The following is a 12,793-nucleotide window of genomic DNA, read 5'->3' as shown; positions in this document are numbered from 1 at the left end:
TTTACCCAGATCGATACCAATGAGCGCAATGTTTTCCATGATAGTTCTCCGAATGAAAGCCTGTCCTCAGCATAGTACCGGGAAGGAGGGAGTGACCATCTCATTAAGTATCGTCAACGCCAATCACCAGTTCATTTTCCCAGCCCTGATGAAGTTTGATGGCCTGTTTTTCCAGTTCGCGGACGGTGTGCAGCACTTCACGCCCTTTTTCCAGCAGCATTTGTCCGGTGCGGGTAAAGCGGGCCCGGTGGCCAGAGCGATCGAGGATCTGGATATTCAGATCGCTTTCCAGTTTATGAACCGTGTAGCTCAGCGCTGAAGGGGTTTTGTAGAGCTTCGCTGAGGCAGCCGCAAAGCTGCCTTCTTTTTCCAGTGCATCCAGAATAATGAGAACATCCAGCAGCGGTTTCATGTTCGCCCCCTTACGGTGTGCGAGGGATTCCGCCGGAGGACTTATGCCATGGGCATCACCAGCGGATCGGGATACTGATACTCAAAACCCAGCTCATGACAAATGCGGTTGCCATCAACAATTTTGCCTTTGCTTTCGTCCTTTGTCTCACCAAAAACGGGTGGCGCCAGACCCAACTGACGCGCCATCAGCGGGTAAAATGTGCTTCGCGCAGGATGAGAGGGTGCACATATATTATAGAAGTGCCCACCCTTTGGAGCCTGTAAGAGGAGCTCAATTGCCCCGACAACATCGTCTAGATGCACCAGATTCACCACATGTTGCCCATCGGGGGCAGACTTGCCGGCAAAAAAGCGTCCCGGGTGTCGCCCAGGGCCAACCAGCCCCGCCAGACGCAGGATATCAACCTGCGTTCCCGGCAGGTTGTGCAGCCAGTCTTCCAGCTCTTTCAACACTTTTCCGCTCGCGGTAACAGGACGGCGCTCGGTAGTCTCCTTCACCACACCTTCAACATCACCGTAGACCGAGGTTGAGCTGGTAAAAATAATACGCGGCACATCGTGTGCCAGTGCGCTGTCGACAATCTCCTGCATCGCCTGCAGATAGAATGATTCGCCCGGGCCGCTGCGACGCGCGGGAAGCGTAATGACCAGCGCATCCACATTCATCAGCGTGTCCAGATCGTCAGTATCACATACCAGCTCTGGTTCAAGACGCAGCTCGACGCCATCAATACCGCACATGCGCGCCGCCTCCACGCCATCCGCCGTGGTTTTGCTCCCGGTCACATGCCAGCCTTTCGCGGCTAATGACATCGCCAGCGGCATTCCCAGCCATCCTAAACCGACAATCGCGACCTTTTTCATGTGAATTCTCCTGACTCTCACTCGTCTCTCATAAGGCTACGCCAGCGCAGCAGAACACACAATTCATAGCATCAATATGAAATGAATTAATGATCAAAAAAAGCCCTTGCAATGTGTCATACAACTGGTTTAGGTTAAAAGACATCAAATGAATAAGCATTCATCGAGAATTTTTATGACACGCGTTCAATTTAAACACCACCATCATCACCATCATCCTGACTAGTCTTTCAGGCGATGTGTGCTGGAAGACGTTTGGATCTTCCAGTGGTGCATGAACGCATGAAAAAGCCCCCGGAAGATCTTCTTCCGGGGGCTTTTTTTTGGACCAAATTCAGACAGATTAAAACAGGTTAACGAGGAACACAGAATGTTAGATAACTCACGTTTACGCATAGCTATTCAAAAATCAGGCCGTTTAAGTGATGATTCACGCGAACTGCTGGCCCGCTGCGGGATTAAAATCAACCTGCACACCCAGCGCCTGATTGCCCTGGCTGAAAACATGCCCATCGACATTCTGCGCGTGCGTGATGACGATATCCCGGGCCTGGTAATGGACGGTGTCGTTGACCTTGGCATCATCGGTGAAAACGTGCTGGAAGAAGAGCTCCTGACCCGTCGCGCTCAGGGTGAAGATCCGCGTTACTTCACCCTGCGTCGCCTGGACTTCGGCGGCTGCCGCCTGTCACTGGCAACACCGGTTGATGAAGCCTGGGATGGCCCGGCCGCGCTGAACGGCAAACGCATCGCTACCTCCTACCCTCACCTGTTAAAACGCTATCTGGATCAGAAAGGCGTGCAGTTTAAATCCTGTCTGCTTAACGGCTCTGTTGAAGTCGCGCCGCGTGCGGGCCTGGCGGATGCCATTTGCGACCTCGTCTCCACCGGTGCCACTCTGGAAGCGAACGGCCTGCGCGAAGTGGAAGTGATCTACCGCTCCAAAGCGTGCCTGATCCAGCGTGACGGCGAAATGGCTGACGCCAAGCAGCAGCTGATCGACAAACTGCTGACCCGTATTCAGGGTGTGATTCAGGCGCGTGAATCCAAGTACATCATGATGCATGCACCAACCGAACGTCTGGACGAAGTGATCGCCCTGCTGCCAGGTGCTGAGCGCCCTACCATTCTGCCACTGGCGGGCGATCAGCAGCGTGTGGCGATGCACATGGTCAGTAGCGAAACGCTGTTCTGGGAAACCATGGAAAAACTGAAGGCACTGGGCGCAAGCTCCATTCTGGTGCTGCCAATTGAGAAGATGATGGAGTAATTGCCATGAGCTTTAACACTATCATTACCTGGAATGAGTGTACTGACGAACAGCAGCGCGAGCTGTTAATGCGCCCGGCCATCAGCGCCTCCGAAAGCATCACCCGTACCGTGACGGAGATCCTGAATAACGTCAAAACCCGTGGCGATGACGCGCTGCGGGAATACAGCGCAAAGTTTGATAAAACGGAAGTTGATGCATTAAAGGTTACCGAACAGGAAATCATTGATGCCAGCAATCGTCTGGATGAAGACATCAAACAGGCAATGGCCGTCGCGGTGAAAAACATCGAGACCTTCCACGTCGCGCAGAAACTGCAGACCGTTGATGTGGAAACGCTGCCGGGCGTGCGATGCCAGCAGGTGACCCGTCCGGTCGCCTCGGTGGGTCTTTACATCCCTGGCGGCTCCGCCCCGCTGTTCTCAACCGTATTAATGTTGGCCACCCCGGCGCGTATTGCAGGTTGCCAGAAAGTGGTGCTCTGCTCCCCACCACCAATTGCCGATGAAATTCTCTATGCTGCAAAACTCTGCGGCGTGCAGGAAGTGTTTAAAGTCGGCGGCGCACAGGCGATTTCTGCCCTCGCGTTTGGCACTGAATCTATCCCGAAGGTCGACAAAATTTTTGGCCCGGGCAACGCCTTTGTCACCGAAGCCAAGCGCCAGGTGAGCCAGCGTCTTGATGGCGCGGCCATTGATATGCCCGCGGGTCCGTCGGAAGTGCTGGTGATTGCCGACAGCGGCGCCACGCCGGATTTTGTGGCGTCTGACCTGTTATCCCAGGCGGAACACGGCCCGGATTCTCAGGTGATTTTACTGACGCCAGATGCCGATATGGCCAAACGCGTGGGTGAAGCCGTAGAGCGTCAGCTTGCCGATTTACCCCGCGCCGACACGGCACGCCAGGCGTTATCCTCCAGCCGCCTGATTGTGGCACGCGATCTTGACCAGTGCATCGCTATCTCCAACCAGTACGGCCCGGAGCACCTGATTATTCAGACCCGCAACGCGCGCGACCTGGTCGACAGCATCACCAGTGCAGGTTCGGTTTTCCTCGGCGACTGGTCCCCGGAGTCCGCGGGCGATTACGCCTCCGGCACCAACCACGTTCTGCCGACGTATGGTTACACCTCGACCTGTTCCAGCCTGGGTCTGGCCGATTTCCAGAAACGCATGACCGTGCAGGAACTCTCCCGTGAAGGGTTTGCCTCGCTGGCGTCCACCATTGAGACGCTGGCCGCCGCCGAGCGCCTTACCGCCCACAAAAACGCCGTTACGCTGCGCGTTGCAGCCCTGAAGGAGCAAGCATGAACATTGAAGAATTAGCGCGGGAAAATGTCCGTCGACTGACGCCTTATCAGTCTGCTCGTCGCCTGGGCGGCAACGGTGATGTCTGGCTGAACGCCAACGAATTCCCGACAGCGGTACAGTTTGAGCTGTCACAGCAGACGCTGAACCGTTATCCGGAGTGTCAGCCAAAAGCAGTGATTGAAAACTATGCGCAATATGCGGGCGTGAAGCCGGAGCAGGTGCTGGTCAGCCGCGGTGCGGATGAAGGCATTGAGCTGTTGATCCGCGCGTTCTGCGAGCCGGGTAAAGATGCGGTGATGTATTGCCAGCCTACCTACGGCATGTACAGCGTCAGCGCGGAAACCTTTGGCGTGGCGTGCCGTAACGTGCTCTCCCTGGAGAACTGGCAGCTGGACCTGCAGGGAATTGCCGACAATCTGGACGGCGTGAAGGTGGTCTTTGTCTGTAGCCCCAACAACCCGACCGGGCAAATTATCAACCCTCAGGATATCCGTACCCTGCTGGAGATGACCCGCGGCAAAGCACTGGTGGTCGCCGACGAAGCCTATATTGAGTTTTGTCCTCAGGCGACGCTGGCCGGCTGGCTGGAAGAGTACCCACACCTGGTAGTGCTGCGTACGCTGTCGAAAGCCTTTGCGCTTGCAGGTCTGCGCTGCGGGTTTACGCTGGCCAATAAAGCGGTGATCGACCTGCTGCTGAAAGTGATCGCCCCGTATCCGCTTTCTACTCCCGTGGCTGACATTGCCGCTCAGGCCCTGACCCCGCAAGGGATCAATGCGATGCGTGAGCGTGTGGCGCAAATCCTGGAAGAACGACAGTACCTGGTGACCGCCCTGAAAGCGATACCTTGCGTAGAGCAGGTGTTCGACTCTGAAACCAACTACCTCCTGGTTCGCTTTACCGCCTCCAGTGCCGTATTTAAATCTTTATGGGATCAGGGCATTATCTTACGTGATCAAAATAAACAACCTTCTCTGAGCGGCTGCCTGCGTATTACCGTAGGTACCCGTGCAGAGAGCCAGCGCGTGATTGACGCACTGAAAGCGGAGAAAGTATGAGCCAGAAGATCCTCTTTATCGACCGAGACGGCACCCTGATTTCGGAGCCACCCACCGATTTTCAGGTCGATCGTTTCGACAAACTGGCTTTTGAACCAGACGTGATCCCGGTGCTGCTGAAACTACAGAAAGCCGGATATAAGCTGGTGATGATCACCAACCAGGACGGTCTGGGTACCGACAGCTTCCCGCAGGCCGACTTTGACGGCCCGCATAATCTGATGATGCAGGTACTCACCTCTCAGGGGGTGGTATTTGATGAGGTGCTGATTTGCCCACATCTGCCTGCCGATGCGTGCGACTGCCGCAAGCCGAAGGTGAAACTGGTAGAACGCTATCTGCTGGAAGATGTCCTGGATAAAGCTAACAGCTACGTTATTGGCGATCGCGCCACCGACATTACGCTTGCCGAAAATATGGGCATCACCGGGCTGCGCTACAACCGCGACGATCTCAACTGGGTGAAGATTGGCGAGCAGCTCACCAAACGTGACCGCTACTCGCACGTAGAACGCAACACCAAAGAGACACAGATTGACGTGAAGGTGTGGCTGGATCGCGAAGGCGGCAGCAAGATCCACACCGGGGTGGGTTTCTTCGACCACATGCTGGATCAGATTGCCACCCACGGCGGCTTCCGCATTGAGATTACGGTAAAAGGCGATCTCTACATTGACGATCACCACACCGTTGAAGACACCGGTCTGGCGCTGGGCGAAGCGCTGAAGCTGGCCCTGGGCGACAAACGTGGCATCAACCGTTTTGGGTTTGTTCTGCCAATGGATGAGTGCCTGGCGCGCTGTGCGATGGATATCTCTGGTCGTCCGCACCTGGAATATAAAGCCGATTTCACCTACCAGCGCGTGGGCGATCTCAGCACCGAAATGGTGGAGCATTTCTTCCGCTCATTGTCCTACACCATGGGCCTGACGCTGCACCTTAAGACCAAAGGCAAGAACGACCACCACCGAGTGGAGAGCCTGTTCAAGGCCTTTGGCCGTACCCTGCGCCAGGCAATTCGTGTGGAAGGTGACGCCCTGCCCTCATCAAAAGGAGTGCTGTAATGAATGTGGTGATTCTGGATACCGGATGCGCCAACCTGAACTCCGTGAAATCGGCCATTGCGCGCCACGGCTACGAGCCGGTGGTGAGCCGCGACCCGGACGTCGTGCTGCGCGCAGACAAACTCTTCCTGCCTGGTGTAGGCACCGCGCAGGCGGCGATGGATCAGATCTACGAGCGTGAACTGGTCGATCTCATCAAAGCCTGTACCCAGCCAGTGCTCGGGATTTGCCTGGGTATGCAGCTGCTCGGCCGTCGTAGTGAAGAGAGCAACGGCGTCGAACTGCTGGGTATTATTGAAGAAGACGTGCCAAAAATGGCCGATCACGGTTTACCACTGCCACATATGGGCTGGAACCGCGTTTATGCGAAAGCGGGTGACAGACTGTTTCGCGGCATTGAGGATGGCGCTTACTTCTACTTTGTGCACAGCTACGCCATGCCGGTGAATCCTTACACCATCGCCCAGTGCAATTATGGCGAGGCGTTTACCGCGGCAGTGCAGAAAGATAACTTCTTCGGCGTACAGTTTCACCCGGAACGTTCGGGTGCCGCAGGCGCTCAGCTGCTGAAAAACTTCCTGGAGATGTGATGATTATTCCCGCTTTAGACTTAATTGACGGCACGGTTGTTCGTCTTCATCAGGGTGATTACGGCCAGCAGCGCGACTACGGTAACGATCCGCTGCCCCGCCTGCAGGATTATGCCGCTCAGGGTGCGCAGGTGTTGCACCTGGTGGATTTAACGGGCGCGAAAGATCCGGCAAAACGCCAGATCCCACTGTTAAAAAAACTGGTAGCGGGCGTGGATGTCCCCGTACAGGTTGGTGGCGGTGTGCGCACCGAAGATGACGTTGCGGCACTGCTGGACGCAGGCGTGGCGCGCGTGGTGGTCGGCTCGACGGCGGTCAAAGACCCCGACACGGTGAAAGGCTGGTTCCGCCGCTTTGGTGCCGACGCGCTGGTGCTGGCCCTGGATGTCCGTATCGATGAACAGGGCAATAAGCAGGTAGCGGTCAGCGGCTGGCAGGAGAACTCTGGCGTCTCCCTGGAGGAGCTGGTGGATATTTATCTGCCCGTTGGCCTGAAGCACGTGCTGTGCACCGATATCTCCCGCGACGGCACGCTGGCAGGCTCTAACGTTTCTTTATATCAAGAAGTTTGCACCCGCTATCCGCAGGTGGCGTTTCAGTCCTCTGGTGGCATAGGTGATATTAACGACATCGCCGCGCTGCGCGGGACCGGCGTCAAGGGTGTGATTGTGGGCCGGGCCCTGCTGGAAGGAAAATTTACTGTGACGGAGGCGATTCAATGCTGGCAAAACGGATAATCCCTTGCCTGGACGTTCGTGACGGCCAGGTCGTAAAAGGCGTGCAGTTCCGCAACCACGAGATCATCGGCGACATCGTCCCACTGGCAAAACGCTATGCCGATGAAGGTGCAGACGAGCTGGTATTTTATGATATCACCGCCTCCAGCGATGGCCGCGTGGTGGACAAAAGCTGGGTCGCGCGCGTCGCAGAGGTGATTGATATTCCGTTCTGCGTAGCGGGCGGGATTAAGTCTGCAGAAGATGCGGCGAAAATCCTCTCTTTTGGTGCCGACAAAATTTCGATCAACTCCCCTGCACTGGCCGACCCGGAGCTGATTACCCGTCTGGCCGATCGCTTTGGCGTGCAGTGTATTGTTGTCGGGATCGACACCTGGTATGACGCGGCCACCGGCAAGTATCACGTCAACCAGTATACCGGCGACGAAAGCCGTACCCGCGTGACCCATTGGGAGACGCTGGAGTGGGTCCAGGAAGTGCAGAAACGTGGTGCGGGCGAAATTGTGCTGAATATGATGAACCAGGACGGCGTGCGTAACGGGTATGACCTTGAACAGCTGAAAAAAGTGCGTGAGGTTTGTCATGTCCCGCTGATCGCCTCCGGCGGTGCGGGCACTATGGAACACTTCCTGGAAGCCTTCCGCGATGCGAACGTTGACGGCGCGCTGGCGGCTTCCGTGTTCCACAAACAGATTATCAATATTGGTGAGTTAAAAACGTACCTGGCCGACCAGGGCGTGGAGATCAGGGTATGTTAACAGAGCAACAACAGGCGCAGCTGGACTGGGAAAAAACTGACGGATTACTGCCCGTGGTTGTCCAGCATGCCGTTTCCGGTGAAGTGCTGATGCTGGGATACATGAACCAGGAGGCGCTGGCGAAAACGGTCGACAGCGGTAAAGTGACCTTTTTCTCGCGCACGAAACAGCGCCTGTGGACCAAAGGGGAAACCTCTGGCCATTTTCTGAGTGTGGTTAGCATTACGCCGGATTGCGACAACGATACTCTGCTGGTTCTGGCTAACCCCATCGGCCCGACCTGCCATAAAGGCACCAGCAGCTGCTTTGGAGAGGCAAGCCACCAGTGGCTGTTCCTGTATCAACTGGAACTATTACTGGCTGAGCGTAAAACGGCAGATCCTTCAAGCTCGTATACGGCGAAGCTGTATGCAAGCGGCACCAAGCGTATTGCGCAGAAAGTGGGTGAAGAAGGCGTAGAGACCGCGCTGGCCGCGACGGTGCATGACCGCGAAGAGCTGACCAACGAAGCGTCTGATTTGATGTATCACCTGCTGGTGCTGCTGCAGGATCAGGAGCTGGATTTGACGGCGGTGATTGAGAATCTTCGTAAGCGGCATAAATAAAAAAACCGGGGAATTTCCCCGGGTTTTTTATATAGGCCCGTGCAGCTAAGGTACTGCCGGACAAAAAGTCTTAGTCTTTTCGCTGATAGTTGCGGAGTGCCTGACGCCCCAATACCATGCCCGAGCCGATAATCCCACCGAGTAACACAGCCAGGATAAGAATAACTGCTTTTTTCGGGCTGTCGCGTCGAACAGGGAGATCAGGTTTCATCACGTAACGATAGACATGAATAGTGTCAGGGTTAACGTTCAGGTTCTGAATGTCCAACAAATTTTGTCTGGTCTGGTAATACGCCGGTGGAAAGACCAGCGGGCGAGAAGCCTCGTTTTCAATCATAGATTTAAGCGCTTCGCTTCCCAAAAGAAACATGGTTTCCTGTGTTACGTCCTGGGTTTGCTGAATCTGCGGCGCGTTAATTTTAGCGGCTTCAGCATTCTTGAGGGCTTCAGTAATCTGCTTGACACGCAGATCTTTTTGTTCCTGTGATATCTTCACCTGGTTTTCCAGAGAATCGTTCAGGGTTTTTATCTGCTGCTTAATATTGTCCTTAAGGTCAACGGAAAGCTCCTTCGCCGTCTGCTCATCAACCAACTGAATGAACTGCGCCAGTTGCTTTTGTGCGGCCTGCGCTGATTCACCGGTATAGGTAACACTTAATGGTAACGGCTGGCCGCTGACAGTCGGTGCAATAGTCAGCTTTTCAGGGCTCTCCTGATTCTCAAGTGCCTGAGATAAAGCAGAAAATGAGGAATTAAAACGACCAATTGCGCGCGTTTGAATATCTAGCATTGAGGGCGCTGCGCTACCATAGAGAATATTCAAGGCATTTGAATAACTTGCAATTTGCGCTGCATCAGGCTGCGCAATAATGGCAGTTGAAATCCATTTTTCTTTTGCGACAGATAAATAGCCAACAGCAACAACGATAAAAACGACAATGAAAGCAACTATGGTCCACTTTCCACGCCACAGCTGCAACACTAAATCAAGTAAATCAATTTGCTCCGGGTCATTGTTTCGGTTGACCTGGCTATAGTTGTTTTGCGTCATACAATCCCTAACAGATGAAAAAGGGCAAACATAGTAATGTCTGCATAGTGTATCTCTTACTGGAGATTTTTCTATAAGAATCCGATGAGTTATATCGGAAAGATGGGTTATGTAACTTGCGCCCTTCGCGCTATCATAGACTCAATTCGGTGCTCGATGGCATCGGTAAGAACATGTGTTTATGAGGGAAGATATGAAGTTTCTGGTAACAGGTGCAGCTGGTTTTATCGGTGCGAATGTCAGTAAACGGCTCCTGGATGCGGGCCATCAGGTTGCTGGCATTGATAATCTTAATGATTACTACGATGTCAGTCTTAAACTGGCACGCCTGGAACTGCTTAAAGCCGATAATTTTACTTTCCACCAACTAGATTTAGCCGATCGCGAAGGCATGGCAGCCCTATTCGCCGAGGAGAGATTTGATCGCGTGATCCATCTGGCCGCCCAGGCAGGTGTTCGCTACTCTCTGGAAAATCCTCACGTTTACGCCGAAGCTAACCTTGTCGGTCATCTCAATGTCCTTGAAGGGTGTCGCCACAATAAGATTCAACACCTTGTATATGCTTCGTCGAGCTCCGTATATGGTCTTAACCGCAAGATGCCCTTCTCAACCGACGACTCGGTAGATCACCCAGTTTCGCTCTACGCGGCCACCAAAAAAGCCAACGAGTTGATGTCCCATACCTATTCGCACCTCTACAATTTGCCCACCACCGGCCTGCGTTTCTTTACTGTGTATGGTCCGTGGGGACGCCCGGACATGGCGCTATTTAAGTTTACGAAGGCGATGATTGAGGGCAAAAGCATTGATGTATATAACTACGGGAAGATGAAGCGCGACTTCACTTACATTGATGATATTGCTGAAGCGATTATTCGCCTGCAGGAGATTATTCCTCAACCCTACATAAACTGGACCGTTGAGACCGGCTCATCTGCAACCAGCTCAGCGCCTTACCGGGTTTACAACATCGGTAACAGTTCACCAGTAGAACTGATGGATTACATCACTGCCCTGGAAGAAGCGCTCGGAAAAGAAGCAGAGAAAAACATGATGCCGATCCAGCCAGGTGATGTACTGGAGACCAGCGCGGATACTACACCGCTCTTTAACGTCACTGGCTTTAAGCCTCAGACATCAGTGAAAGAGGGAGTAAAAAACTTCGTCGACTGGTATCGTAAGTACTATAACGTGTAAAAACTCTTAAAATTAACGAGATTTCATTATTCAGAATGAATTTGAGGTTTAAAAGAATGAAAGGCAAATCGCACGAAGTTACCATCACTCAAGCAGAAAGCATTACCGGAAAGAACGTCCGGTTAAGAAATGTCGCACCTTCTGATGCTGAATTTATCGTCAAAATCAGGACAAATGAAAAAAAAGGGCGTTTTATTAGCGCTACATCTAGTGACGTTAGTAAGCAAAGAAATTGGCTTGAAAATTATTTGAGCAGTGAAGGGCAGGCCTACTTCCTGATTACCGATCTTGATAATAAGCCACTAGGAACAGTTCGAATGTATGATCAGCAAGGAGACTCGTTCTGTTGGGGATCATGGGTAGTCGCTGAAGATGCCCCTTCATACTGTGCAATAGAATCGGCGCTTTTACTCTATACATACGCCCTTGATTTAGGATTTAAAAAAGCACACTTCGATGTCAGGAAAGGCAATCTCTCAGTGATCAAGTTTCACGAACGATTTGGGGCAGAACGCACGGGGGAGACCGAGGAGGATTATCTTTACACAATTTCGAAAGAGAAAATTCTGGCAACATTAGATAAATATAAGAAATATCTTCCAAAGAAAATTGAGATTGTTCGTTAGTTAAGAAGGGTGGATACCCACCCTTCCTATATTTTCTATTGTTAGTCATTACCAAATAGATCGCGAGTGTAGACTTTATCCGCCACATTCGTCAATTCATCAGCCATACGATTAGAGATAATCACATCAGCTTCCTGCTTGAAGGCTTCCAGGTCACGCACCACACGAGAGTGGAAGAATTCTTCTTCCTTCATTACTGGTTCGTAGATGATAACTGTAACACCTTTTGCCTTGATTCGTTTCATGATCCCCTGAATCGAAGAAGCACGGAAGTTGTCAGAACCACTCTTCATAATCAGGCGATATACACCAACTACTTTCGGGTGACGCGCGAGAATAGAATCGGCGATAAAGTCTTTACGCGTACGATTAGCATCAACGATGGCGGAGATCAGATTGTTCGGCACCTGATCGTAGTTTGCCAACAGTTGCTTAGTATCTTTTGGTAAGCAATAACCACCGTAGCCAAAGGATGGATTGTTATAATGATTGCCGATACGTGGATCAAGGCAAACGCCTTCAATAATCTGCTTTGAATTTAATCCTAAACTTTCAGCATAGCTGTCGAGTTCATTAAAATAGGCAACACGCATCGCAAGATATGTATTGGCGAAAAGCTTGATTGCTTCTGCTTCTGTAGAGTCAGTAAACAGCGTAGCGATATTCTGTTTAATTGCGCCTTCCTGCAGCAGCGCAGCAAAACGTTTAGCACGCTCGGAACGTTCTCCAATTACAATACGTGACGGATGGAGGTTATCATACAGGGCTCGTCCTTCACGAAGAAACTCCGGCGAGAAGAAAATATTGTCAATACCAAGTTTTTCTTTAATTGACTTAGTAAAGCCTACCGGAATCGTCGATTTGATTACCATCACCGCTTTCGGATTGATTTCGGTGACATCGCGAATTACAGCTTCAACGGAAGAAGTATTGAAGTAGTTATTTTTTGGATCGTAGTCTGTAGGTGTCGCAATGATGACATAATCCGCATCGCGGTATGCATCTTCTTTATCTGTCGTCGCGCGGAAATTCAGCGGTTTATTGCTGAGATAGTCCTGGATTTCTTTGTCGACAATCGGCGATTTTTTCTGATTGAGCATGTCCACTTTGGTCTGCACGATATCCAATGCAACTACTTCATGATTCTGAGCAATCAGGATGCCGTTAGAAAGGCCGACATACCCTGTTCCGGAGATTGTTATTTTCATTCGCTAATGACTTCTGTGAGTTAACTGTACTGATGGTCGC

14 protein-coding genes, 1 pseudogene and 1 other annotated feature are annotated in these 12,793 nt (G+C 52.3%); of the genes and pseudogenes, 11 read left to right on the top strand and 4 right to left on the bottom strand.

Features of this window, described 5'->3' with window-relative positions; translation table 11 throughout:
- Window positions 1–106 precede the first annotated feature (106 nt).
- Both ACOTX3_RS20525 and ACOTX3_RS20520 read right to left on the bottom strand, forming a co-directional pair.
- Window positions 107–412, bottom strand: a pseudogene (locus ACOTX3_RS20525) (LysR family transcriptional regulator); the annotation flags it as partial.
- A gap of 41 nt (window positions 413–453) precedes the next feature.
- Complete coding sequence (locus ACOTX3_RS20520) at window positions 454–1,278, bottom strand: SDR family oxidoreductase (RefSeq protein WP_058678701.1); 825 nt, start codon at window positions 1,276–1,278, stop codon at window positions 454–456.
- A 175-nt stretch (window positions 1,279–1,453) separates the two neighbouring features.
- Between ACOTX3_RS20520 and hisL the strand changes: the two genes are divergently transcribed.
- The 9 genes from hisL (at window position 1,454) to hisIE (ending at window position 8,670) form a co-directional block, all read left to right on the top strand.
- Window positions 1,454–1,504 carry a his operon leader peptide gene (gene hisL, locus ACOTX3_RS20515; RefSeq protein WP_001364200.1) on the top strand — a complete coding sequence of 17 codons (51 nt, stop codon included), beginning with the start codon at window positions 1,454–1,456 and terminating at the stop codon, window positions 1,502–1,504.
- Window positions 1,480–1,603 (top strand) — a sequence feature (His leader region). (Overlaps the previous gene by 25 nt.)
- A gap of 45 nt (window positions 1,604–1,648) precedes the next feature.
- The gene (gene hisG, locus ACOTX3_RS20510; RefSeq protein WP_000886595.1) at window positions 1,649–2,548 is read left to right on the top strand and encodes an ATP phosphoribosyltransferase; all 900 of its coding nucleotides are present in this window, start codon (window positions 1,649–1,651) and stop codon (window positions 2,546–2,548) included.
- A 5-nt stretch (window positions 2,549–2,553) separates the two neighbouring features.
- Window positions 2,554–3,858 carry a histidinol dehydrogenase gene (gene hisD, locus ACOTX3_RS20505; RefSeq protein WP_045903292.1) on the top strand — a complete coding sequence of 435 codons (1,305 nt, stop codon included), beginning with the start codon at window positions 2,554–2,556 and terminating at the stop codon, window positions 3,856–3,858.
- Entirely contained in the window at window positions 3,855–4,916 is a 1,062-nt protein-coding gene (gene hisC / locus ACOTX3_RS20500) for a histidinol-phosphate transaminase (protein WP_038420089.1), read from the top strand. The genes hisD and hisC overlap by 4 nt, the downstream gene beginning before the upstream one ends.
- Window positions 4,913–5,980 (top strand): bifunctional histidinol-phosphatase/imidazoleglycerol-phosphate dehydratase HisB, encoded by a 1,068-nt coding sequence (gene hisB / locus ACOTX3_RS20495; RefSeq protein WP_058678700.1) that lies wholly within the window; start codon window positions 4,913–4,915, stop codon window positions 5,978–5,980. The genes hisC and hisB overlap by 4 nt, the downstream gene beginning before the upstream one ends.
- Complete coding sequence (hisH, locus tag ACOTX3_RS20490; protein ID WP_058678699.1) at window positions 5,980–6,570, top strand: imidazole glycerol phosphate synthase subunit HisH; 591 nt, start codon at window positions 5,980–5,982, stop codon at window positions 6,568–6,570. Before hisB ends, hisH begins: the two co-directional genes overlap by 1 nt.
- Entirely contained in the window at window positions 6,570–7,307 is a 738-nt protein-coding gene (gene hisA / locus ACOTX3_RS20485; protein ID WP_058678698.1) for a 1-(5-phosphoribosyl)-5-[(5-phosphoribosylamino)methylideneamino]imidazole-4-carboxamide isomerase, read from the top strand. The genes hisH and hisA overlap by 1 nt, the downstream gene beginning before the upstream one ends.
- Entirely contained in the window at window positions 7,289–8,065 is a 777-nt protein-coding gene (hisF, locus tag ACOTX3_RS20480) for an imidazole glycerol phosphate synthase subunit HisF (RefSeq protein ID WP_038979601.1), read from the top strand. Before hisA ends, hisF begins: the two co-directional genes overlap by 19 nt.
- The gene (hisIE, locus tag ACOTX3_RS20475; RefSeq protein ID WP_127869217.1) at window positions 8,059–8,670 is read left to right on the top strand and encodes a bifunctional phosphoribosyl-AMP cyclohydrolase/phosphoribosyl-ATP diphosphatase HisIE; all 612 of its coding nucleotides are present in this window, start codon (window positions 8,059–8,061) and stop codon (window positions 8,668–8,670) included. Before hisF ends, hisIE begins: the two co-directional genes overlap by 7 nt.
- A gap of 70 nt (window positions 8,671–8,740) precedes the next feature.
- Here the strand turns inward: hisIE and wzzB are convergent, their stop codons facing one another.
- Complete coding sequence (wzzB, locus tag ACOTX3_RS20470) at window positions 8,741–9,721, bottom strand: LPS O-antigen chain length determinant protein WzzB (RefSeq protein WP_058678696.1); 981 nt, start codon at window positions 9,719–9,721, stop codon at window positions 8,741–8,743.
- Window positions 9,722–9,914: 193 nt separating this feature from the next.
- Between wzzB and ACOTX3_RS20465 the strand changes: the two genes are divergently transcribed.
- Window positions 9,915–10,919 (top strand): NAD-dependent epimerase, encoded by a 1,005-nt coding sequence (locus ACOTX3_RS20465; RefSeq protein ID WP_058678695.1) that lies wholly within the window; start codon window positions 9,915–9,917, stop codon window positions 10,917–10,919.
- A 56-nt stretch (window positions 10,920–10,975) separates the two neighbouring features.
- Window positions 10,976–11,545 (top strand): GNAT family N-acetyltransferase, encoded by a 570-nt coding sequence (locus ACOTX3_RS20460; RefSeq protein WP_058678694.1) that lies wholly within the window; start codon window positions 10,976–10,978, stop codon window positions 11,543–11,545.
- A 41-nt stretch (window positions 11,546–11,586) separates the two neighbouring features.
- Here the strand turns inward: ACOTX3_RS20460 and ugd are convergent, their stop codons facing one another.
- A complete protein-coding gene (ugd, locus tag ACOTX3_RS20455; protein WP_058678693.1) occupies window positions 11,587–12,753 on the bottom strand; it encodes a UDP-glucose 6-dehydrogenase in 1,167 nt (388 codons plus the stop codon).
- Between the last annotated feature and the right edge of the window lie 40 nt (window positions 12,754–12,793).

Source organism: Enterobacter cloacae complex sp. IR5384, assembly GCF_049237265.1.
Taxonomy (GTDB): domain Bacteria; phylum Pseudomonadota; class Gammaproteobacteria; order Enterobacterales; family Enterobacteriaceae; genus Enterobacter; species Enterobacter cloacae.
The sequence above is the reverse complement of the archived record's forward strand: the minus strand, read 5'-3'. Positions and strand labels throughout refer to the sequence as shown.

Bases quoted from the DNA above. Each gene is read 5' to 3' on its own strand.
- ACOTX3_RS20520 (WP_058678701.1), bottom strand. From the start codon at position 1,278: ATGAAAAAGGTCGCGATTGTCGGTTTAGGATGGCTGGGAATGCCGCTG.
- hisG (WP_000886595.1), top strand. From the start codon at position 1,649: ATGTTAGATAACTCACGTTTACGCATAGCTATTCAAAAATCAGGCCGT.
- hisD (WP_045903292.1), top strand. From the start codon at position 2,554: ATGAGCTTTAACACTATCATTACCTGGAATGAGTGTACTGACGAACAG.
- hisC (WP_038420089.1), top strand. From the start codon at position 3,855: ATGAACATTGAAGAATTAGCGCGGGAAAATGTCCGTCGACTGACGCCT.
- hisB (WP_058678700.1), top strand. From the start codon at position 4,913: ATGAGCCAGAAGATCCTCTTTATCGACCGAGACGGCACCCTGATTTCG.
- hisH (WP_058678699.1), top strand. From the start codon at position 5,980: ATGAATGTGGTGATTCTGGATACCGGATGCGCCAACCTGAACTCCGTG.
- hisA (WP_058678698.1), top strand. From the start codon at position 6,570: ATGATTATTCCCGCTTTAGACTTAATTGACGGCACGGTTGTTCGTCTT.
- hisF (WP_038979601.1), top strand. From the start codon at position 7,289: ATGCTGGCAAAACGGATAATCCCTTGCCTGGACGTTCGTGACGGCCAG.
- hisIE (WP_127869217.1), top strand. From the start codon at position 8,059: ATGTTAACAGAGCAACAACAGGCGCAGCTGGACTGGGAAAAAACTGAC.
- wzzB (WP_058678696.1), bottom strand. From the start codon at position 9,721: ATGACGCAAAACAACTATAGCCAGGTCAACCGAAACAATGACCCGGAG.
- ACOTX3_RS20465 (WP_058678695.1), top strand. From the start codon at position 9,915: ATGAAGTTTCTGGTAACAGGTGCAGCTGGTTTTATCGGTGCGAATGTC.
- ACOTX3_RS20460 (WP_058678694.1), top strand. From the start codon at position 10,976: ATGAAAGGCAAATCGCACGAAGTTACCATCACTCAAGCAGAAAGCATT.
- ugd (WP_058678693.1), bottom strand. From the start codon at position 12,753: ATGAAAATAACAATCTCCGGAACAGGGTATGTCGGCCTTTCTAACGGC.